Here is an 18,855-nt window from a genome sequence, read left to right as displayed (position 1 = left end):
ACCCTGATGGTTGCAAATGGGGTAAAGTTGAATTTACATCACTGAGAGTATCTGTTCAGATGCATGTCAAACCAGTGTTTCTTTTCTTGTATCTCAGTTCCCATAATGTCATCCCAGTGCGTGACACCCATTTCTTTCTAGTGCTTCCTTCCTTGTCATCACAGCTTCCATAATGTCATTCGAGTAGCTGACACTGGAATCCATGTAAATTTAACTGGACGCCAATGTCACAAACTAGTTTTCTCATCTATCTTATTTTGCTACTCTGCTGAACAGATACGTCAATTTTATCTACTGATGAGCTAGGTTTGTTGTTCTTCACATGTTGTGACAAAAGCTCCTTAACTCCTTTTTTCACAAGAAGTACTGAATTTGTATCCTTTTCAAGCATAAAAACTGTAGAGTTTTCAATTATCTCAGCTATTTGTAAAGGAGTATCTCCTGAATGGTTTTTAATATTAGCATCAGCTCCTTTTGCTAATAGTAATCTTGCTATTTCTTTGCGGCCTGTTATAGCTGCTATATGTAGAGGTGTATTGCCAATCTTATCGCCAATATTGACATTTATTCCTTCTATACTAAGTAATAACTCAACTATTTTCTTATGGCCATTCTTGATAGCTACACTTAAAGGATCTCTATCGACATTACAGCCATTGACCTTAGCACCATTATCAAGAAGCAACTTGACTACTGCTTCATGCCCATTCTGAGCAGCTAGATACAAGGGTGTGACATTATTTTTTTTATCTACTATGTTAACATCAGCATTTTTTGTGCTAATTAATAGTTCAACTATTTCAGTATGTCCGTTCTGAGAGGCTAAGTACAGAGCTGTTATACCAAATTCATTGTCTTTAGCATCAATCTCAATTTCTTGAGTATTAAGTAACACCTTTACAACTTCTACAAGTCCATTTTGAGCAGCAATATGTAAAGGTGTCTTACCATCAGTACAGTCTTTTATATTGGGATCAGCTCCCGCTTTAATTAACTCCTCTACTATAGCTTTGCTTTTAGCTACAACAGCAAAGTGTAAAACTGTACTGCCTTTAGTAGTTCTTGCATGAATATTAGCTTCTTTACTGATTAGTAACTTTACTACGTCTAAATGTCCTGAATAAACAGCAAAATGCAAGGCTGTAAATCCTTTTTTATCCTTGATATTGATATCAGTTCTTACATTAAGTAATAACCTAACTTCATTTATGTTACCATTATAAGCGGCTTGATGTAATAGAATATTTTCAACCGGGAGCGATTGAGTGCTGAACATATTTACCTCTATATAATAGTATGCCTAGTGGTACTACATCAAAACAAGGAACATTCAAGAAAAATTTTTTGCATCTGGCAATCTATTTTCTCTATTCTAATATATACAAACTCTTTAAACCCACCTTGTAATCAGGATAAACTAGAGAGACACCAAGGTCTTTTTTAATTTTAGTATTGCTTACTTTTTTTGACCCTAAATAAAAACCCCGTGCGTAATTTGGTACGGAAGAAATCTCAACTGGCTCTGGAGGGCTAATATTGAGAAGCTCGGCTGCATACGTGACCACTTCAGATTGCGTAGCAGGTAAATCATCTGCACAATTGTATATCTCATAAGGCTTTATATTTTGCATGGAAGAAAATAAAATATTCGATATATCTTCAACATGAACACGAGAAAAAATTTTTTTCACATTTCTTGCTTTGCCAAGCTGCAAGTCAATTAGCGCATTTCTACCAGGACCATATATCCCAGCCAAACGAAAAATATGTACAGGCAATTTGCTACTTAGCCACTTCTTTTCAGACTCAAGGCGCTTTTCTCCTCTAATTTCTATAGGCTTTGTTTCAGATTCCTCATTCACCCAATTACCACAGTGGTCACCATAAACATTAGTTGCAGACAGATAACCAAGCCATTTAATATTCTCCAGACAATGACCGTATCTCTCCATAACATCATCGCCGTCTGGAGGAATAGAAACTAAAACATGCGTTACGCTTTTAAGTAGATCTTGGTCGACCTTTTCATAATCAAAAAGTTGTATATCTTTATTTCTTGATGTACCGTTAACTTTCCAGCCTAAATTTAGCAATTTTTTCGATAGAAATTTAGCTACATATCCGTAACCAAAGCAAAACAAGTGCATGGAAATTAATTTCCAAAATTCTTCTTGATAAACTCAACCCCTAACCTTATTCCTTCTTCATTAATAATATGGCCTAATCCATGAATTGGGTATCCTTGAGCGTTTACTCCATTTTCTTTCAGAGCTTTAACCGCTAAATCAAGGGACGAAAAAGGTACCACATCATCAGCGTCACCATGAATAATACATATGTTGGGTTTTGATTTTATCTGCGGTGCAGTTTTTGAAGGCGAAAGAAATCTACCAGAATACGCAACAACTGACGCACAAGACTGAAGCCGGGTAAGAGCCACATGTATTGCAAGCATTGCCCCTTGAGAAAATCCAACTAAAGAAAGCTGAGTATCTTTTAAATTAAGCTCCTTTAATTTTGTATCAATAAAATGATTTACAATTGATGCAGCATTTTTCACCCCATTATATAGTGCTTCTTCACTACGATCCTCTAAACTAAACCACTGATAACCATCACCTATTTCCCTCTCAAACGGAGCATTCGGTACCACAAAACATGAATCGGGTAAAAATTTGCTCATAACTTTAGCAAGGTGAGCGAAATTATCGCCACTTGAACCCCAACCATGAAAAAAAATAATCAAATTTTTCTTATTTCCATTTGGACAAATTTCTTGGCTTTTAAGTTCAATCATCTCTTTTGTGTTTATGTTTTTTTGTAAAACTGACTCATGCATCAATATTAAACAAAATTCTATAAAATTCAAGAATTTCCACATCACCCAAAAAGGTAAAATACTATTTTAAAGATAAAAATCCTATTTAAAAACAAAGCAGTATCTCAAAAGAGCTATATCTTTTCAAATACTTTTTTATTGTTATTTAAATCCGAGCTTCTCGTCCTTAGCATACTGTCGGCCAGGTACTCCATTGAATAGTAAGGATATTTTTAAGTGCAGTAACTACAGCTATATCTGGATCTTCACGTTTTTCTCTTTTTACTTTTATAGCTAAATAACCAACTACTGCACCCAATAATAAACCAGTAACAGCTGATGTTGCACACGTTGCAATAGCTGCTTGTGTATTATATGCTACCGCAAAACCTGTAATAAAACCTACTGCACCACAAACGCTAATGCAGACACGCTCCTTCCGAAGTTCTATTTCATTAATTTTTCGTACATGATTTTTCAAGTACTTTCTTACATCTTGAGTAGTACGTGTTAGAGCAGTTGCTCCATAGTAGTTTTTTGTGTTAGCATCTGCTTTTGCTTCTACCAGGCACTTTACTATACCTAAATCACCTCTCTGAGCAGCTAGCATTAGAGGAGTGTTTCCTTTTCTATCTTGCGTATTAACATCTGCTTTTGCCTCTACCAGGCACTTTACTATACCTAAATGACCCTTTTCAGCAGCAAATATTAGAGGAGTATCTTCACAGTCATTTCTTGCATTAACATCTGCTTTTGCCTCTACCAGGCACTTTACTATACCTAAATGACCATTTTTAGCAGCAAACATTAGAGCAGTTTCCCCAAATTCATTTTTTGCATTAACATTTGCTTTCGCTTCTTTTACTAGATACTTTACTACATCCAAATGACCATCTTCAGCAGCAAATATTAGAGGAGTGTTTCCAAATTCATTTCCTGCATTAACATCTACTTTTGCTTCTTTTACTAGATACTTTACTACATCCAAATGACCACTTGCAGCAGCAAACATTAGAGAAGTGAATTCAAACATATCTTGTGCATTAACATCTACTTCTGCTCTTTCTACCAGGTATTTCACTGCCTCTAAATCACCATTTTTGGCAGATGAAAATAATTTAAAAAGTAGCTCAGTACGACTTCTAACTATTCGTGCAATTGATAATGCTTGTAACGTAGAAGGTTGTCTCAATTCTTGAGTATCACCTTCTAATTTTGGTACAAGATTTTTTAGCCAAGGAGCTACATGTGTGAAATAATTAAGATTCTCTTTTGTGAAACGATTCAATAAATTTTTTACAGTATTAGATTTGTCACTTTCTTCAATTTCTCTATTTATACCATAATATTCTAACAAAGCATCAAGTATTGCTTTATTGTTAAAATTATACACCATTTACTAGCCCCCTGAATAAACTTCGAAACCATCTTAATCCCTATTAAGGAATGAAAGCATTTTGTAGACTTTTTCTTTTAATACTTATGCCTTTTATTTAAAATTGGAATGAGAGCAACCTCACTACTGCTATAGCTCTTTGATATGAATAAATACTACTTAGCTTCAACTTTCTCTATCAATTTCTTGACCAAGCCTCTCAATCTTCTGCTGGAATCATCAAGCTCTTGAATTTGTGAAGCATCTTTTCTCATGAGCTCTTTGTGATTACTCTTTATGTAATCATACATTTCCTTCATCTGAGCAATCATCTTGTTGATATCCATACCACCCATATCAGGTATCATGCTAGGCATATTTCCTTCTAGCATACCGCCAGCCATAAGTTGCTGAGACATTTGCATGAATGGCTTTAAGGTCTGTTGAAGCAAATTAGGGTCGCTTGCCAATTTTTCTATTTGCTCTTTGCAAGTATCCATGTACTGCTTCATAAATTCATCATCTTGCATTTTATCTGTCATAATTACACCTATTTGAAACTAATATTATATATTGTTTTTAATTAAAAACAATACAAGAACAACTATATTAATACTTGATTAAATGACAAATTAACTATTTTAAAGGTTCACATACTCTCTTTAACCATTCCTTATCTTTTATGCCATTTTCTATATTTTTATAAACAAATTGGTGATAGCTATTTATCCATTTAACTTCATCTTCAGTAAGCATTTGTATATCTATTAGCTTTTTATCATAAGGAACAGAGGTCAATTGTTTAAAGCTTAAAAAGACGTTTTCTCGCCTTTCAATATACATCAGATTCTCAATTCTTATTCCATACTTTCCTGGAATATAATAACCAGGCTCGTTAGAAAGTATCATGCCTGGAATGAGTTCCACTTTATTTCCTCTTGATATTGCTTGCGGTCCTTCGTGTACCGAAAGGTAACTTCCTACTCCATGTCCTGTACCGTGCATGTAATCCATTCCAAATTTCCATAAATGTATACGCGCTAATATGTCCAATTCTCCACCAGTAGTGCCAGAAGGAAAGACCGCACTTGCTATCGCAATGTGAGCTTTTAATACTATTGTGTAGTGAGCTCGTTGCTCATTGGTTGGACTACCAATTGCTATAGTTCTTGTAACATCGGTTGTGCCATCAAGGTACTGACCACCAGAATCGATCAAATATAGTCCATCTTTTTTAATAGCTTTATTTGTCTTATTGCTTGCACGATAATGAATGATTGCTCCATTCTCGTTGAATGCTGAAATTGTTGGAAAACTCGATTGCTTAAACAAATTCTGCTCTTTTCTGTATTCTAAAACTTTTTCTTCAGCTTCAAGCTCAGTAATTTCACTGTCAATATTGTTTTCAAGCCAATATAGAAAATTTATAACTGCTACTCCATCTTTGATGTGCGCACTTATAGCTCCAGTTATTTCAGTTTGATTTTTTACTGCTTTGTGAATCAAACAAGGATCCTCCTTCTCAATTATCTGCTTATTTTCTATTAGACCTCTTTCATTACTTATTGTCATCCCAGTGCTTGACACTGGGATCCATGCTTTTTTATTTCTGGTCAAGCACTGGAATGACACCGAAGCTGATTTTTCATTTAAATAATGGTTATATAAGGGATCTATTGCATTCATAATGCTCATTGGAGTCGTGCTTGGATCTATCACCACCAAATTTAACTTATGTAGTGAATTTTCTAGCTCACTAATATCAAAAACATTTATATGGTTATCAAAATTTGCTTCTATAGTTGAATGTTCTTTATCTTGAATAAATAAATCAACATTGCCGTTTTTATAAAGTATTGCACGACCCAATATACAAGGAGTATATTCAGAACTTTCATTTCTTAAATTTAATAACCACGAAATTGAATTTGGATCAGTCAGAAGCACTGCTTCATCCTCTATGTTTTTAGCTACTCTTTCACATTTATCCTTACCACTCTCACCAGATACATGTGAGACTATTGTTTGTGCTTTATGACTACTATCTTTTTTAATTAAGTATGGTACTAGTTTACAAATGCCTTCATATTTTCTTATGTCCTTCATAGTAAAATATTGCGGATAGTAACCCAGTGAGGTAGTCAATGTTAAGTTTGCTTTTACCCATTTGTGTGGATCCTCTTCTTGTATATTATATACTCGAAAACTGCCCTGATCGAGCTGACTGCGAGCTTGTGTGATATAGCGTCCATCTGTAAAAAATGGGCACTTATTACTCTTTGTAACGATAAGTAGCCCATTTGTTCCCGTGAAGCCACATAACTCTGCTAACTCTTTTGAATATTCATTTAAATACTCGTCTTTAGTATTCAAAATAAATGCATCAACATTTATTTCGTGCATAAAAGAGCGAAATTCTTTGATTTTTGACATGTTACGCAGAATTAGCAGCTATTTTCGTTTTCTTATTCCTAAGGTACACTAATATGCTAACTATCGCTGCTGGAGTGATACCTTGTATTTGCTTCGCAATACCAATTGTTGCTGGCTTTATTGACTGCAACTTTTCTATCACTTCAGTTGACAAGCCTTTAATCTGTGAGTAGTTGAAATTAGTTGGAATTTGAGTATTAACTTCCTCTTGTAGAAACTTCATATCTGCTTCTTGTCTTACTAAATAAGGCTTGTATTTTGCTTCAATTGCAACTGCTTCATATATTTCATTCTTGGCTATGCTATCAGTTATAGTGTTATTCCAGCACATGACGCTGGAATCTACATTTTTTTCAGTGTCAAGCACTGGGATGACAGGAAGAGGTGCTTTGGTGTTATGCAAGTAGCTGACACTGGAATCCATGTTTAACTCTGGCCATATTTCTCGTAATTTATTCCAGTCAATATTTGGATAACCGAGCAAATTTAATGCTGTTTTTCTTATTCCATCATAAGATATTTTAATGCCATAGGACCTGAGCTGCTCAGGAGTAATTGTTAGGCTCTCTAATTTCTCCTCAAGTTGCTTAATGGATTTAAGTTTACCCTGCAAAACAGAGTATCTCCCATGCGACACAAGAGAGATGTCATAACCTTTTTGTGTCAATCTTCTATCTGCATTATCTGACCTGATTGCCAGTCTATATTCTGCACGCGAGGTGAATAATCTGTAAGGCTCAGCAATTCCCTTAGTGACCAAGTCGTCTATCATTACACCGATATATGAGTCTGTACGATGAAGAACAAAACTTTTTTGAGATAAAGAGAATGCTGCATTGATTCCGGCAATAATTCCCTGCCCGGCTGCTTCTTCATATCCAGTGGTACCATTAATTTGACCAGCAAAATATAGTCCTTTAACTTTCTTAGTTTCGAGAGTATGAAATAGCTCTCGTGGATCGATATAATCGTATTCAACTGCATATCCAGGTCTTAATATTTCTGCATTTTCAAGCCCTTTTATACTCTTTATCATTTCATACTGCACTTCGATGGGCAATGAATTTGAAATTCCATTTGGATATATAGTGTTATCATTAATCCCTTCTGGTTCTAGAAATATTTGGTGATTATTTTTTTCTGCAAATTTTTTAACTTTAGTTTCAATTGATGGGCAGTATCTTGGTGCAATAACGTTATCTAAATATGAAGAAGCTGATCTGTGAAGATTCTCTCGAATTACTTTGTGTGTATGTTCATTAGTATGAGTAATAAAACATGAAACCTGAGGCTGGTTAATTTTCTCTGTAAGATAAGAAAATGGTGTAGGTGGATTGTCACCCACTTGTTCTTGTAATACCGACCAGTTTATAGTGCCACGATCAAGCCTCGGTGGAGTTCCGGTACGTAATCTGCCCAGTTTAAAATCATACTTCTTTAGCGTGTTTGCAAGCTCTATTGCAGGTTTATCTCCCATTCTTCCAGAAGGAGTTGTTTGCTCTCCTATATGAATCACACCACGTAAAAAAGTCCCTGTAGTCAAAACAACTCTGCTTGTCAGTATACGTTCACCTGAGTCTGTTATTACAGCTTTTATATAAGATTCTCCATTGCTATCACTTTCGATAAGAAAATCGTCAACTGACTCTTCTTTTACTGTCAAGTTGTTATAATTTAGAATAATTTCCTGTATTGCTTTTTTGTATAATTTTCGGTCTGCCTGTGCACGTGGGCCCCATACCGCTGCGCCTCTGCTGCCATTTAAAACGACCGAGTGTATGCTTGCTCGGTCGATAGCTCTCCCCATTATTCCATCAAGGGCGTCTACTTCTCTAACTACAACACCCTTTGCAACTCCTCCAATTGCTGGATTACAAGACATCTCTCCTATAGTTGAAATTTTGTGAGTTATAAGTAGTGTGTTTGCACCAAGGCGAGCTGCAGCTGTAGCTGCTTCACACCCGGCATGACCGCCACCTACTACCACTACATCGTACTTATGCATCTTCTTGAGTAATTCCTACTCTATAATATTCCAACTATCAGTGATTGATGTCAAATTTTACAGATTACAACATTGCACACTAACTTAGCTCAAACTGCCGTCTCTCTCGCAGAAAAAACTTTTTCAACTTTGGGAAAGATGATACTTTTATTAACTTCTTCTTCCGGAAAGGTAATACATTCATCTACTTCTTCTTCCTGAGATATTTTGACATATGTAGAATCTGTAATCGAAATTGCACTTACTGCAGATTTAATTGCTGTTTCATCTACACAATGCACTATAGCTACAGTTGCAAAGAACCCTAAAATCGGTGCTATCAGCCCTATCATTCCACTTATTAATGTAAATCCTATTTTTGGATTAGGAAAAATAGCAGCTATGCTTCCAGCAAGTGTAACTCCAATTACAGCGCTTGTAGATATCATCAAACTCAAAAAATTTGCTACTTTTCCATGATCCTCCCCAACAGGATCTCTTTTGCAAAACTTATATAGCAAACATCCTACGTGAAAAACCGCAATCAATGCTGGAGCTATACAACCAGCAATTCCACCTATGGCTAAAGGTGATGAAGTGTCAAAACTTAACCAACAAGCTAATACTCCTAGTGCTGACACTATACTATAAGCTAACAAACAAATATACATACAATCCCTCTCACTAATTAATAGGCATCATTTTTACTCTAAATCGCAAACTTCCCCTCCGCCATCTAAATACTAGAGCAACAAGGAATGCTAACGGCCGTGAAAAAATATCTAATGTTTATATTTATGTAAAGTGGAAAATTTTAGTGGGGCGAGCGACCAGGATTGAACTGGCGACATTCAGTACCACAAACTGACGCTCTACCAACTGAGCTACGCCCGCCAAGGTATAAAATTTCTAACACACAAGCATAAATAGTCAATTAATTATTTAGGCTACCTACTTTTGCATAGAGTTTTAAGTTTAGCGAATAAACATTTTCATTTATGCTTTTAGCATTATAGTTAATCGTATTGAAATCGTGATATGTTTAAAAGTATTTTCACATTTAGTTTTTTTACAGCTATTTCAAGAATTTTAGGGCTAATAAGAGATGTATTGATTGCTACGGTTATTGGTGCAACTTCTCTTGCAGATATATTCTTTTCCTCGTTTCGCTTTGCTAATTTATTTCGATCGTTTTTTGCAGAGGGAGCATTTACTACCTCATTCATACCATTATACTCTGCAGAGTCATATGATAATAAAAAGGCATTTAATTTCGCAAGTAGTGTAATATCCATTACGTTTATTATTCTAGTAATTTTTTGCCTTATCACACAAGCCTTCTTCCCTTACATGATCAAAATCTTCACTCCTGGATTTGACCAAAATAAATTTACCTTTACTGTAACTTTGTCGAAAATTATGATGCCCTACATAATCTTCGTGTCAATCGCATCACTTATTGGTGGAATGTTGCAAGTAAAACAGCATTTTGCTTCAACAGCTATTTCACCAATCATTTTGAACCTCTGTTTAATCATCAGTTTGTTTTTACCTTACATTGAAACACCGGCTCATAACCTTTCTATAGCTGTCCTGATTGGAGGGATTTTGCAGCTACTTTTAATAGTATTTAGTGCATACAAATTAAAGGCTTTCTTTTCTTTTAGTTTAGAATTAAGTAACGAAGTAAAATTATTTTTTAAACGCGTGATACCTGCAATTATCAACAATTGTGTAATACAAATAAGTGTATGGATTGACACAATCATGGCGAGTTTTATACCAAATGCAGTTTCTTATATATATTATGCCGATAGACTAAATCAACTACCGCAAGGAGTAATTGGCACTGCAATTGGTACAGTACTTCTTCCTCTGATTTCAAAACGAATAAATGATACTGAGAATATAGTCAAAATACAGAACAAGGCCCTTAATATAGGGTTAATATTAATTATGCCAATAACTTCTGCTTTTATCATTATTCCTGACATAATTTTACTTACGCTTTTTTCTTACGGCCGATTTGATTATTATGCAGTGCAGCAAACTGTTCCTACATTAGTAGCATTTTCTCTTTCTTTACCCGCATTTATTATAAATAAAGTATTGCTACCCACATTCTTTGCTAGGGGAAAGCTAAAAATACCAACTATGTTCTCATTAACGTGCCTTGGAATTAATGTAATACTAAATCTCATATTAATGAACAAATACCAACATATAGGAATTGCTATTGCTACTTCCATTTCCACTTGGATAAATTCTATTTTATTGATTAATTATTTAACAATAAATAAGATGTATAAGATTAGCCAAGCATTATTACTAAATATTGTAAAAATTCTCACTGCAACATTGGTTATGTCAATAGTTCTTTATCTCTCTAATTACTTATCAGCAGGGTTGTTTTTCGATAGAGGGCTAGCTCGTATTGTTTATTTAGTAACTTTAATAGCTTTGAGTGTTATTATTTATTCTAGCACTCTTTACCTAATTTTTAGAGGAAATTTGAATAATTTGAAATATGTATAAATTACACCCTTTGTATTGCTATATGTCATTTCAGCTACTATTCCAATATCCACTCCTTTCATACCATAACCTATTCCTGTCATTCCAGCACCTATTCCTGTCATCCCAGCACCTATTCCTGTCATCCCAGTGCTTGACACTGGGATCCAGAAATTTTGTTGATTATATAATCTGGAAAACCTTATTTAAGTCACACTGGATCACAGTGTCACACACACAACTGTATGAGTGTTGTGGTTTGAGAGCAATTTCCACTGGGAACCCAGTGCTCATCAGACCAGCTTCTCATGTAAAAATGCTGTGTTTTAACATAAGAATAGCTACTTTTTTGCTAATTAACTTAATGTCTAATCAAATTTCCTGGATCCCAGACTGGGATGACAAGAAGAGAAGGGATGCTGGAATGAGAGGTCTATTATGAAACTTTCTTTATACGCCATATCATCAATCTTGTTTCTATTAATTCTCATGCACGTTGCTGCAACTTTTAAGGATTGGAGTGGCTACAGAGAATATATCGTAAAAGAGTTAGAGAAGACGTATGATGCTAAAGTACATGTTGGAGGAAAAATTGAAGTTTCGCTCATTACTCCAAAACTTACTATTCACAATGTATATGTACAATATAACAAAAACAAGGAACAAAAATTATCAGATTTAATTAGTGCAAAAAAAATTGAAATAAGGCCATCGTTGTTTTCATTTTCATTGCAACCAAAGTCAATCTCATTTTTGGGCATGAAAAGCAACAAAGAAAATTTACTTAATATTATAAATACGAAAGCCAATGATAATATAGTTGATATATTAATAAAGGACAGCCAAATAAGTTTTAACGCCGATACTATTAACATCAAGGAAGTTGCTATAAAAAAAAATAAGCAGTTTTTTGGTGAAGTACAGATTGGTGACAACAATTACGATTTTTCTGGAAAGGTTAATGTCACAAAAAATAATGTACACATTAGTGTTGATTCAAATTTTGCAAATTTGCTATTTAAAGGTAATAGAAATCAACAGGGTAATTTAACACTGACAATCAATAACAGTTCCGGTTCTGTGAGCAATTTAGCAAAAATCATTAATCTTAGCTTCCTTTCTTATGTGATTCCCAGCGAAAATATTGAGATATCATCCAATATCAATCTCAATGAAAGCGAGTTTACGGCAACTGATTTAAAAATTGAGTCCAAAAGCATGCAAGGCACTGGTATAATACAAAATGATAGAAAAAGTGATCATACTAATATCAATATTAGTTTTAGTAAAGTCGACCTAAAAAACGGCTCACACAAAACAACAGATATGAAGGGTCTTTTAGAATCTTTTAGAGAGGTTGTACCAAAGAACCTGAGCTTGGATTTTAATATGGAAGCTTCAAATATTCAATATCAAAACAGGATATTGGACAAATTTCATGCTACGCTAAAATTTGCTAATGGCGAAATAAACGTTGATACTCTTCTTCAATTTCCTGGAACCAATAATATATCTCGCTTATCAGGAAGAGTTTCAAACAATGGCAACTTGTCTGAATTTAATGGTGATATATTGATAAAGGGTGAGTCGTTCATTTCACATATTTTACCTTCTATCAAGATGCAAGAAAGAGAGAAAAGTCAATTTACAGCAAGTTCTAAACTATATTTAGCACCTAGAATATTATCTCTTTCAGATATCAGATTGCTAAATAACAAAGAATCTTGGCAAGGATCAATTAAGCTAAATCACACAAAAAAACACAATATGATCGATAGTAAATTTAGCATACATAACATTAATATAGATAAATATGATTATTCATTATTCAGCAAAGTGCAATGGCTGAAAAATCTTAAATATGATGTAAATATAAGAACTAGTGTTAAAGATTCTATATTCAATGGTACAAAAATTGAAGATTTGGATTTTTCATTAAAAATACAAGAGAACAAGCTAGTTGCAGATAAAATAAAGTTATTCGGAGAAAATTTCGACATTACCGGTAGTGTAAAAATATTAGTGGATCAAAAATACACTAAGCCTTTATTAGACGTAAACCTTACAGGTAATAAATTTAATGGAAATATCTTTAAATTACCAAAACTATTAGAGGTAAAAAGAAACTCAAGAAATGAAATAAATCAAATTCAATGGTCAACAAAGCAGCTTAATTTTTTAGATGAGAAAGGAGATTTTGATGCAAACGTGCAAATCAAAACTACAGAATTTAAAATTGGGCAAAACGTCTTAAAAGATTTTAACTTGGATACAGTGATAAGAAACAACACTATCACTATCAAACAGATAAGTTACATACTAGAACATGGACAAATGTTTTTTCAGGGTTATCTAAAAGCAGGCTCAATTCACACAAAATTTTCTATTGCAAATTTAGACACCAAGGAAGTTATAGGAGTTAATAACATAAATGGCAAGATAAGCTTAAGTGGTGAAATCAAAACTCAAGGGACAAGCTTTGATGATTGGGCTAGTAACTTATCAGGAAATGTAAACTTTCAAGCACAGAAAATAGAGTTTACAAATGTGGATTTTAATTCATTCATCACTAAGTTGTTAAGCAGTAAGAATAAACCTGAAATTTCCAAGCTTGCTTACGTTGATATATATAATGGCAGTACGCTTTTTGAAAATATTAATGGAAAAGTAAGTATTAACAGTGGTGTATGTTCAACTAGTTCACAGTTTAGTACCGATCAAGCATCAGGTTCTATCTCTTCTAATTTAATCTTATCTAATTTCTCCTTAACTTCTATATTCAGACTCTTTTTCATACTACCAAATCATAATAGTCCTCTTTATATCGAGGCACACTTAGATGGCCCTATTTGGTGCCCTAAGATGAGTTTTGATGTAGACCAAATTTACAACACCTTAGTTAGCAAGAAAAATAGTTAACTCATTTAGATGTAGGATTTAAGGGACCATCTATCTTTAAGTTAGACCTTAGTAAAAGATGTTCTACTCTCACCAATGATAAAACTGATTGATTGTTTGTACATTCTCAATGCTTGCGTCGCTGCAGCTTGTGCTTGGACTTTCTGTATCTCCAAGCAATAACTGTGTTATCTCCCTGTAGCCTTCACAAACAGACAAATGCAAAGGAGTAAAACCAGAATTGTCCACTGCATTAACATTTGCTCCGTTTTTAAGCAATAATTTCATTTCCTCTAAGCGGTTTCCGCAAGCAGCATAATGTAAGGGAGTAGCGCCATTATGATCTACTGCATTAACACTCGCTCCGTTTTTAAGCAATAATTTCATTTCCTCTAAGCGGTTTCCGCAAGCAGCATAATGTAAGGGAGTAGCACCCTTATGATCTGCTGCATTAACATTCGCTTTGCATGTCGATAACAATTCTATATGAGGAAGAGTAAAATTTTCTTGTTCTTGATACATAAAATACCCTCTATTTATTACAGCTTAGTATAAATATCTACACTATATAAATATCAATTCAACTTATCACCACCGGGTAACGGTTGCAAGCCAAAAGCCTCTCTTTTTTCATTGAGCGTCATGAAGCTTGCGTTTTGCACGTATTTCCACATCTTTTGTCTTTTTTCCATTAGAATTTCTATTGCATCTTTGTCGTATGACAAACATAAATCCTTACCAAATTTTGGCACTAGCCAAGAATTCAGGTGACAGATAATATTTTCTAGCGTTGGTAAAATCGTCTGTTCCCAAAGGGAAAGACGTGCTTCAACTAAATTGCTATAAGTATTATCACCTGGTATGCCAAGCAACTGAGGCGGAACGCCAAAAGCTAGCGCAATATCACGAGCTGAGCTATGTTTTGACTCAATAAAATCCATATCCCTCGGTGATAAGCTCATTTCCTTCCACTCTAGGCCCCCTTCAAGCAATATAGGTCTTCCAGCATTGACAGGACCTGAGTAATGATCATTTATCTGTCCTTTTAAGCGTTGGTACTGCTCTTGACTTAAGTTTCCACCACTTCCATCCTTTTCTGATTTTACAACTATTGCACCACTTGGTCTTGCTCCATTTTGCAGCATTGCCTGATTCCAAGCACCAGCCTGATTATGCTGATCTATACTATATGCAGCTGCCTCAATTGGTGAAAGTCCATACCAATCATTCAAAGGGTTAAAAGTTTTAAGATGCAGTACTGTTGAGCGTCCGGTTAATTTATCAACTCTAAAGTCATAACTGTTGTTATTTACGGTATAACGATAGACATAAGGAACGTTATTTCTTCCTGGAATAATTTCAACTCTATCGGGGCGCAGAAGATAAAGCTCCGTTGGTTTGTTCTGCGCCTCAATCATCAATACATAAGAATTGCCGTTAACTAATCGATAAGTCACAATCCCCTCAATAAATTCCGATTTTGATGTCATTGGATTAGGAGAATAAAGTAACTTCAGTAATGGATGCGCTTTTAGTTGTGATTTTCCCTGGTCAGTAAGCTGGCAGAGAGTAAAAGGTACCGAAGATGAAGCACTTGCGATCATATTAATTGCTCGAAAGGCAATAACATTTTTTATGTAGCCTTCCTCAGCAAAACTTACATAATCACGCCTACTCCAACTTGGTTCCATCATTAGTTGCAAAGCAGAGTATTCACTGCTTTTCTTTCTTTGAAAAATGTTAAAATTCATATGTGCCTCCTGAAAAATTAAATTTGTTAAAAGATTAAAATTATAGTTGAATTATATCAATTGGTGTTACAAGAACGATATCATCTGAGTAGCTGACACTAGTTCGTTTGCGATAGTGCCATTCAAGTAGCCCATATTTGTCATCCAAGTAGCTTGACACTAGGATCCATCTTTTTATACAATTTAGTCAAATACGTTCCTTTTAGCGTAAAACAGCTATGCTTACCAGTTCAGTGTGCTATCTACAATCAAATTTCTGGATTCCAGACTGGAATGACATTGATAGACCTAAAGAAATAGAATATGACAAAATGGCTAATATCTAACCAATTTGCTGATTATAACCATTCTGTAAAATTCATGGAAGCAAAAATTCAACAAATTTACAATAATTTATCTGACGAGCTAGTATGGCTGCTCCAGCACCCTCCACTTTACACAGCAGGAATCGGTGCAACAGATGATGACATTATTGAAAAATTATTTCCTATATATAAAACAGGTAGGGGTGGTAAATATACATATCACGGACCAGGGCAGCGCATTATATATTTAATGCTAAATCTTAAAAAAAGAAACAAATGTGACATAAAACTATATATCAGAGACCTAAGTAATTGGATCATAAATGTTTTAAAACACTTTAATATACTTGGGGAATTTAAGGAAGATAGAATAGGCATTTGGGTGAACAACAACGGAGTAGAAGAAAAAATAGCAGCTTTTGGCATTCGCTTGAGAAAATGGGTAACTTATCATGGCATAGCGCTTAATGTCTCTCCGAATCTTTCCCACTATAAGGGTATTATTCCTTGTGGACTAAAAGATTATGGCGTTACATCAATGGAAAAACTAGGAGTAAAAGTTTCTCTTTGCGAATTAGATGATATATTAAAGCAAGAGTTTCATAAGATATTTTAATGTATTCCTTTATTCTTTATTTTCTATGCCTTTTACTCACTAATCCTGCAAATCAAGTTGATATTATTGCTCCTTCTTCGAAAGGAAAAGAATCAGATCTGCCTACTATAAGAGAATACGTAAAAACTTTGGATTTTAATCCTCACATTTCGGAGAAAATATACAGTAATGACAACCCATTTTATTCTAACTCTGATGAGTTTAGAGCGAATGATTTGGTTAATGCGCTCACTGATGATAGCAAAATAATTTGGTGTATCAGAGGAGGAGAAGGGGCTTCTCGGCTAATTCCTTACCTAGAAAAGCTGCCCAATGATAAAAAAGAAAGAATTGCTCAAAACAAAAAAATTCTTATAGGCTATAGTGATATCACTGCTTTACATATTTATCTGCAAGTTAAATATGATTGGCAAACTCTTCACGGCACCATGTTGGAAATGATAGTAAATAACTCTGTTGCTGAAAGCTCTGTTGAAAAATTAAAAGAGTTAATTCTTAAGCAACGCAACTCTATCAGATTTGATAACCTAAAAATGATCGACAATGGCATTAGACTAAAAAATGGCAAATTAGAGTCTAAAATCATCGGTGGTAATATGACTTTGGTTGAAAATAGCATAGGAACTGCTTGGCAAATAAACGCAAAAAACAAAATTCTATTTTTAGAAGACATAAAAGTTTATCCATATTCAATTGAGCGAAGTTTAGATCACCTAAAACAAGCTCATATTTTTGATGGAGTAGATGCAGTAATATTCGGTGACTTTGTTAACTGTTATAATGATAATCTTGTTGAAATTGTAAAAGAAAGGTTTGCAAAAAGTGTTAACTTTCCAGTATTTACAATAAAAGGGGTAGGACATGGACATACAAATGACCCTTTACCTCTCAACACTCACACTATCATCAGCATTCAAAACGAGAAGGAGTTTATGGATGTGCAACAGTTATACAAGTAGCTTTATCCAACACTCCTTTCATTCCAGCACTTTCCCTTCAACCATTCAAGTAGCCCTCCTTCTTGTCATCCCAGTGCCTAGACACTGGAATCCAGATCAAGTACGGCTATTATCCAAATAACCCTTCGTTGTCATCCCAGTACTGGGATCCAGGAACCTGCGTCACGCGCTCTACTGTCAAGCAGCTCCTTGCTGTTCATTTGTTGTTAAGACGGCAGATGGTTTTTCTGCTCCATCAACTTTAGTACTAGGCTTTAGTAATGCATATGTAGCACAACCAACTACCAGTGCTGCTGCTGTAACTGCAACCACTGCTATAACGATAGGTATCAACTCAGCTGTAATTATTCCAGTTGTAAAAAGTGCCACTGCTATAGCAGTGCCTAATAATGTATTCACTCCACCAGCAATCATTGCCTTATTACGTGCTTTCACAAAAGAACGTCCTCCTGCATCTAATAGAGCTTTTACTATGGTTTCACTCTTAGCATAACTTTCAGCATAAATTTCACCATACCCTTTAGCACGCTCTTTAGCATACCATTTAATACGCATTTCAGCATGATCTAAAGGAGTCTTTCCATATCGATCTACTGCGTTAACATTTGCTCCTCTTTCGAGTAAAACCTCTACTATCTCTTTTATCCCCTTGTAAGTAGCATAGTGCAAAGCAGTGCACTCATCTCTATCTTTCGCATTAACATCTGCTTTTGCTCCGATTAAAACATCTACTATCTCTTTGCGATCACACAAAGCAGCATAGTGCAAAGCAGTGCACTCATCTCTATCTTTCGCATTAACATCTGCTTTTGCTCCGATTAAAAACCCTACTGTCTTTTTGTAACCATTCTTAGCAGCTATTATTAGTAACGGAATCTTTGAGTACTCTATCCCTGAAATATTTAAGCTAAATTCATGATTTACATCAAATTTACCTTCCTTCCACTTTTCATATAAATCTTGATCATATTCCTTTAGTTCTTCTTGTATTTTCTTAATTATATTATCTTTATTTAAATCTTCCTTAGCATCAATCGTCCTCAGTACTGTTTCCAGTGATTTATATTCTCTTATCACAATTCTACCTTCAATATTAAACAATATGTTTAATTATTACATAATTATGATAAAAAGTCAATTAAAACAAGCTAATAACTGGGATTGTGAATAGTAAATTAGATTCAAGTAGCCTCTTTGGTGTT

16 protein-coding genes and 1 tRNA gene are annotated in these 18,855 nt (G+C 34.6%); 4 read left to right on the top strand and 13 right to left on the bottom strand.

What is annotated here, in order from left to right:
* Positions 1-247 precede the first annotated feature (247 nt).
* The 9 genes from OPR30_RS01240 to OPR30_RS01200 all read right to left on the bottom strand — a co-directional run bounded on the left by OPR30_RS01240 (position 248) and on the right by OPR30_RS01200 (position 9,504).
* Positions 248-1,276, bottom strand: a complete 1,029-nt coding sequence (locus OPR30_RS01240) for an ankyrin repeat domain-containing protein (RefSeq protein WP_265030903.1) — start codon at positions 1,274-1,276, stop codon at positions 248-250.
* A gap of 91 nt (positions 1,277-1,367) precedes the next feature.
* On the bottom strand, positions 1,368-2,147 hold the full coding sequence (locus tag OPR30_RS01235) for an SDR family oxidoreductase (protein WP_007302062.1): 780 nt from the start codon (positions 2,145-2,147) through the stop codon (positions 1,368-1,370).
* Between the two features lie 5 nt (positions 2,148-2,152).
* Entirely contained in the window at positions 2,153-2,797 is a 645-nt protein-coding gene (locus OPR30_RS01230; protein ID WP_264682946.1) for an alpha/beta hydrolase, read from the bottom strand.
* A gap of 208 nt (positions 2,798-3,005) precedes the next feature.
* A complete protein-coding gene (locus OPR30_RS01225; RefSeq protein WP_265030901.1) occupies positions 3,006-4,214 on the bottom strand; it encodes an ankyrin repeat domain-containing protein in 1,209 nt (402 codons plus the stop codon).
* A gap of 155 nt (positions 4,215-4,369) precedes the next feature.
* Complete coding sequence (locus tag OPR30_RS01220; RefSeq protein ID WP_019236690.1) at positions 4,370-4,735, bottom strand: hypothetical protein; 366 nt, start codon at positions 4,733-4,735, stop codon at positions 4,370-4,372.
* A 94-nt stretch (positions 4,736-4,829) separates the two neighbouring features.
* The gene (locus tag OPR30_RS01215) at positions 4,830-6,626 is read right to left on the bottom strand and encodes an aminopeptidase P family protein (protein ID WP_265030899.1); all 1,797 of its coding nucleotides are present in this window, start codon (positions 6,624-6,626) and stop codon (positions 4,830-4,832) included.
* 1 nt (position 6,627) lies between these two features.
* Complete coding sequence (gene mnmG, locus OPR30_RS01210; RefSeq protein ID WP_265030898.1) at positions 6,628-8,631, bottom strand: tRNA uridine-5-carboxymethylaminomethyl(34) synthesis enzyme MnmG; 2,004 nt, start codon at positions 8,629-8,631, stop codon at positions 6,628-6,630.
* An 89-nt stretch (positions 8,632-8,720) separates the two neighbouring features.
* A complete protein-coding gene (locus OPR30_RS01205) occupies positions 8,721-9,281 on the bottom strand; it encodes a hypothetical protein (RefSeq protein ID WP_265030896.1) in 561 nt (186 codons plus the stop codon).
* Positions 9,282-9,428: 147 nt separating this feature from the next.
* Positions 9,429-9,504, bottom strand: a tRNA-His gene (locus tag OPR30_RS01200).
* A gap of 144 nt (positions 9,505-9,648) precedes the next feature.
* Between OPR30_RS01200 and murJ the strand changes: the two genes are divergently transcribed.
* Positions 9,649-11,145: a murein biosynthesis integral membrane protein MurJ gene (gene murJ / locus OPR30_RS01195; protein ID WP_265030894.1), complete on the top strand. Its 1,497-nt coding sequence runs from the start codon at positions 9,649-9,651 to the stop codon at positions 11,143-11,145.
* Here the strand turns inward: murJ and OPR30_RS01190 are convergent.
* Positions 11,100-11,285: a hypothetical protein gene (locus OPR30_RS01190; RefSeq protein WP_264375044.1), complete on the bottom strand. Its 186-nt coding sequence runs from the start codon at positions 11,283-11,285 to the stop codon at positions 11,100-11,102. The genes murJ and OPR30_RS01190 overlap by 46 nt on opposite strands.
* A gap of 277 nt (positions 11,286-11,562) precedes the next feature.
* Here OPR30_RS01190 and OPR30_RS01185 point away from each other — a divergent pair, with 277 nt between their 5' ends.
* Positions 11,563-14,043, top strand: a complete 2,481-nt coding sequence (locus OPR30_RS01185; RefSeq protein ID WP_265030892.1) for an AsmA-like C-terminal region-containing protein — start codon at positions 11,563-11,565, stop codon at positions 14,041-14,043.
* Positions 14,044-14,112: 69 nt separating this feature from the next.
* Here the strand turns inward: OPR30_RS01185 and OPR30_RS01180 are convergent, their stop codons facing one another.
* A complete protein-coding gene (locus tag OPR30_RS01180; RefSeq protein WP_264375046.1) occupies positions 14,113-14,544 on the bottom strand; it encodes an ankyrin repeat domain-containing protein in 432 nt (143 codons plus the stop codon).
* Between the two features lie 53 nt (positions 14,545-14,597).
* A complete protein-coding gene (locus OPR30_RS01175) occupies positions 14,598-15,773 on the bottom strand; it encodes a phage portal protein (protein ID WP_265030890.1) in 1,176 nt (391 codons plus the stop codon).
* Between the two features lie 303 nt (positions 15,774-16,076).
* Between OPR30_RS01175 and lipB the strand changes: the two genes are divergently transcribed.
* Positions 16,077-16,694, top strand: coding sequence for a lipoyl(octanoyl) transferase LipB (gene lipB / locus OPR30_RS01170; RefSeq protein WP_265030888.1), 618 nt, complete (start codon positions 16,077-16,079; stop codon positions 16,692-16,694).
* Positions 16,694-17,653 carry an LD-carboxypeptidase gene (locus OPR30_RS01165; protein WP_265030886.1) on the top strand — a complete coding sequence of 320 codons (960 nt, stop codon included), beginning with the start codon at positions 16,694-16,696 and terminating at the stop codon, positions 17,651-17,653. Before lipB ends, OPR30_RS01165 begins: the two co-directional genes overlap by 1 nt.
* A gap of 177 nt (positions 17,654-17,830) precedes the next feature.
* On the opposite strand, the gene OPR30_RS01160 is transcribed toward OPR30_RS01165, so the two are convergent.
* Complete coding sequence (locus tag OPR30_RS01160; protein ID WP_265030884.1) at positions 17,831-18,730, bottom strand: ankyrin repeat domain-containing protein; 900 nt, start codon at positions 18,728-18,730, stop codon at positions 17,831-17,833.
* Positions 18,731-18,855: the final 125 nt, after the last annotated feature.

It is taken from the genome of Wolbachia endosymbiont (group B) of Athalia cordata, assembly GCF_947251845.1.
GTDB lineage: Bacteria > Pseudomonadota > Alphaproteobacteria > Rickettsiales > Anaplasmataceae > Wolbachia.
This window is presented reverse-complemented; position numbering and strand designations above follow the sequence as displayed.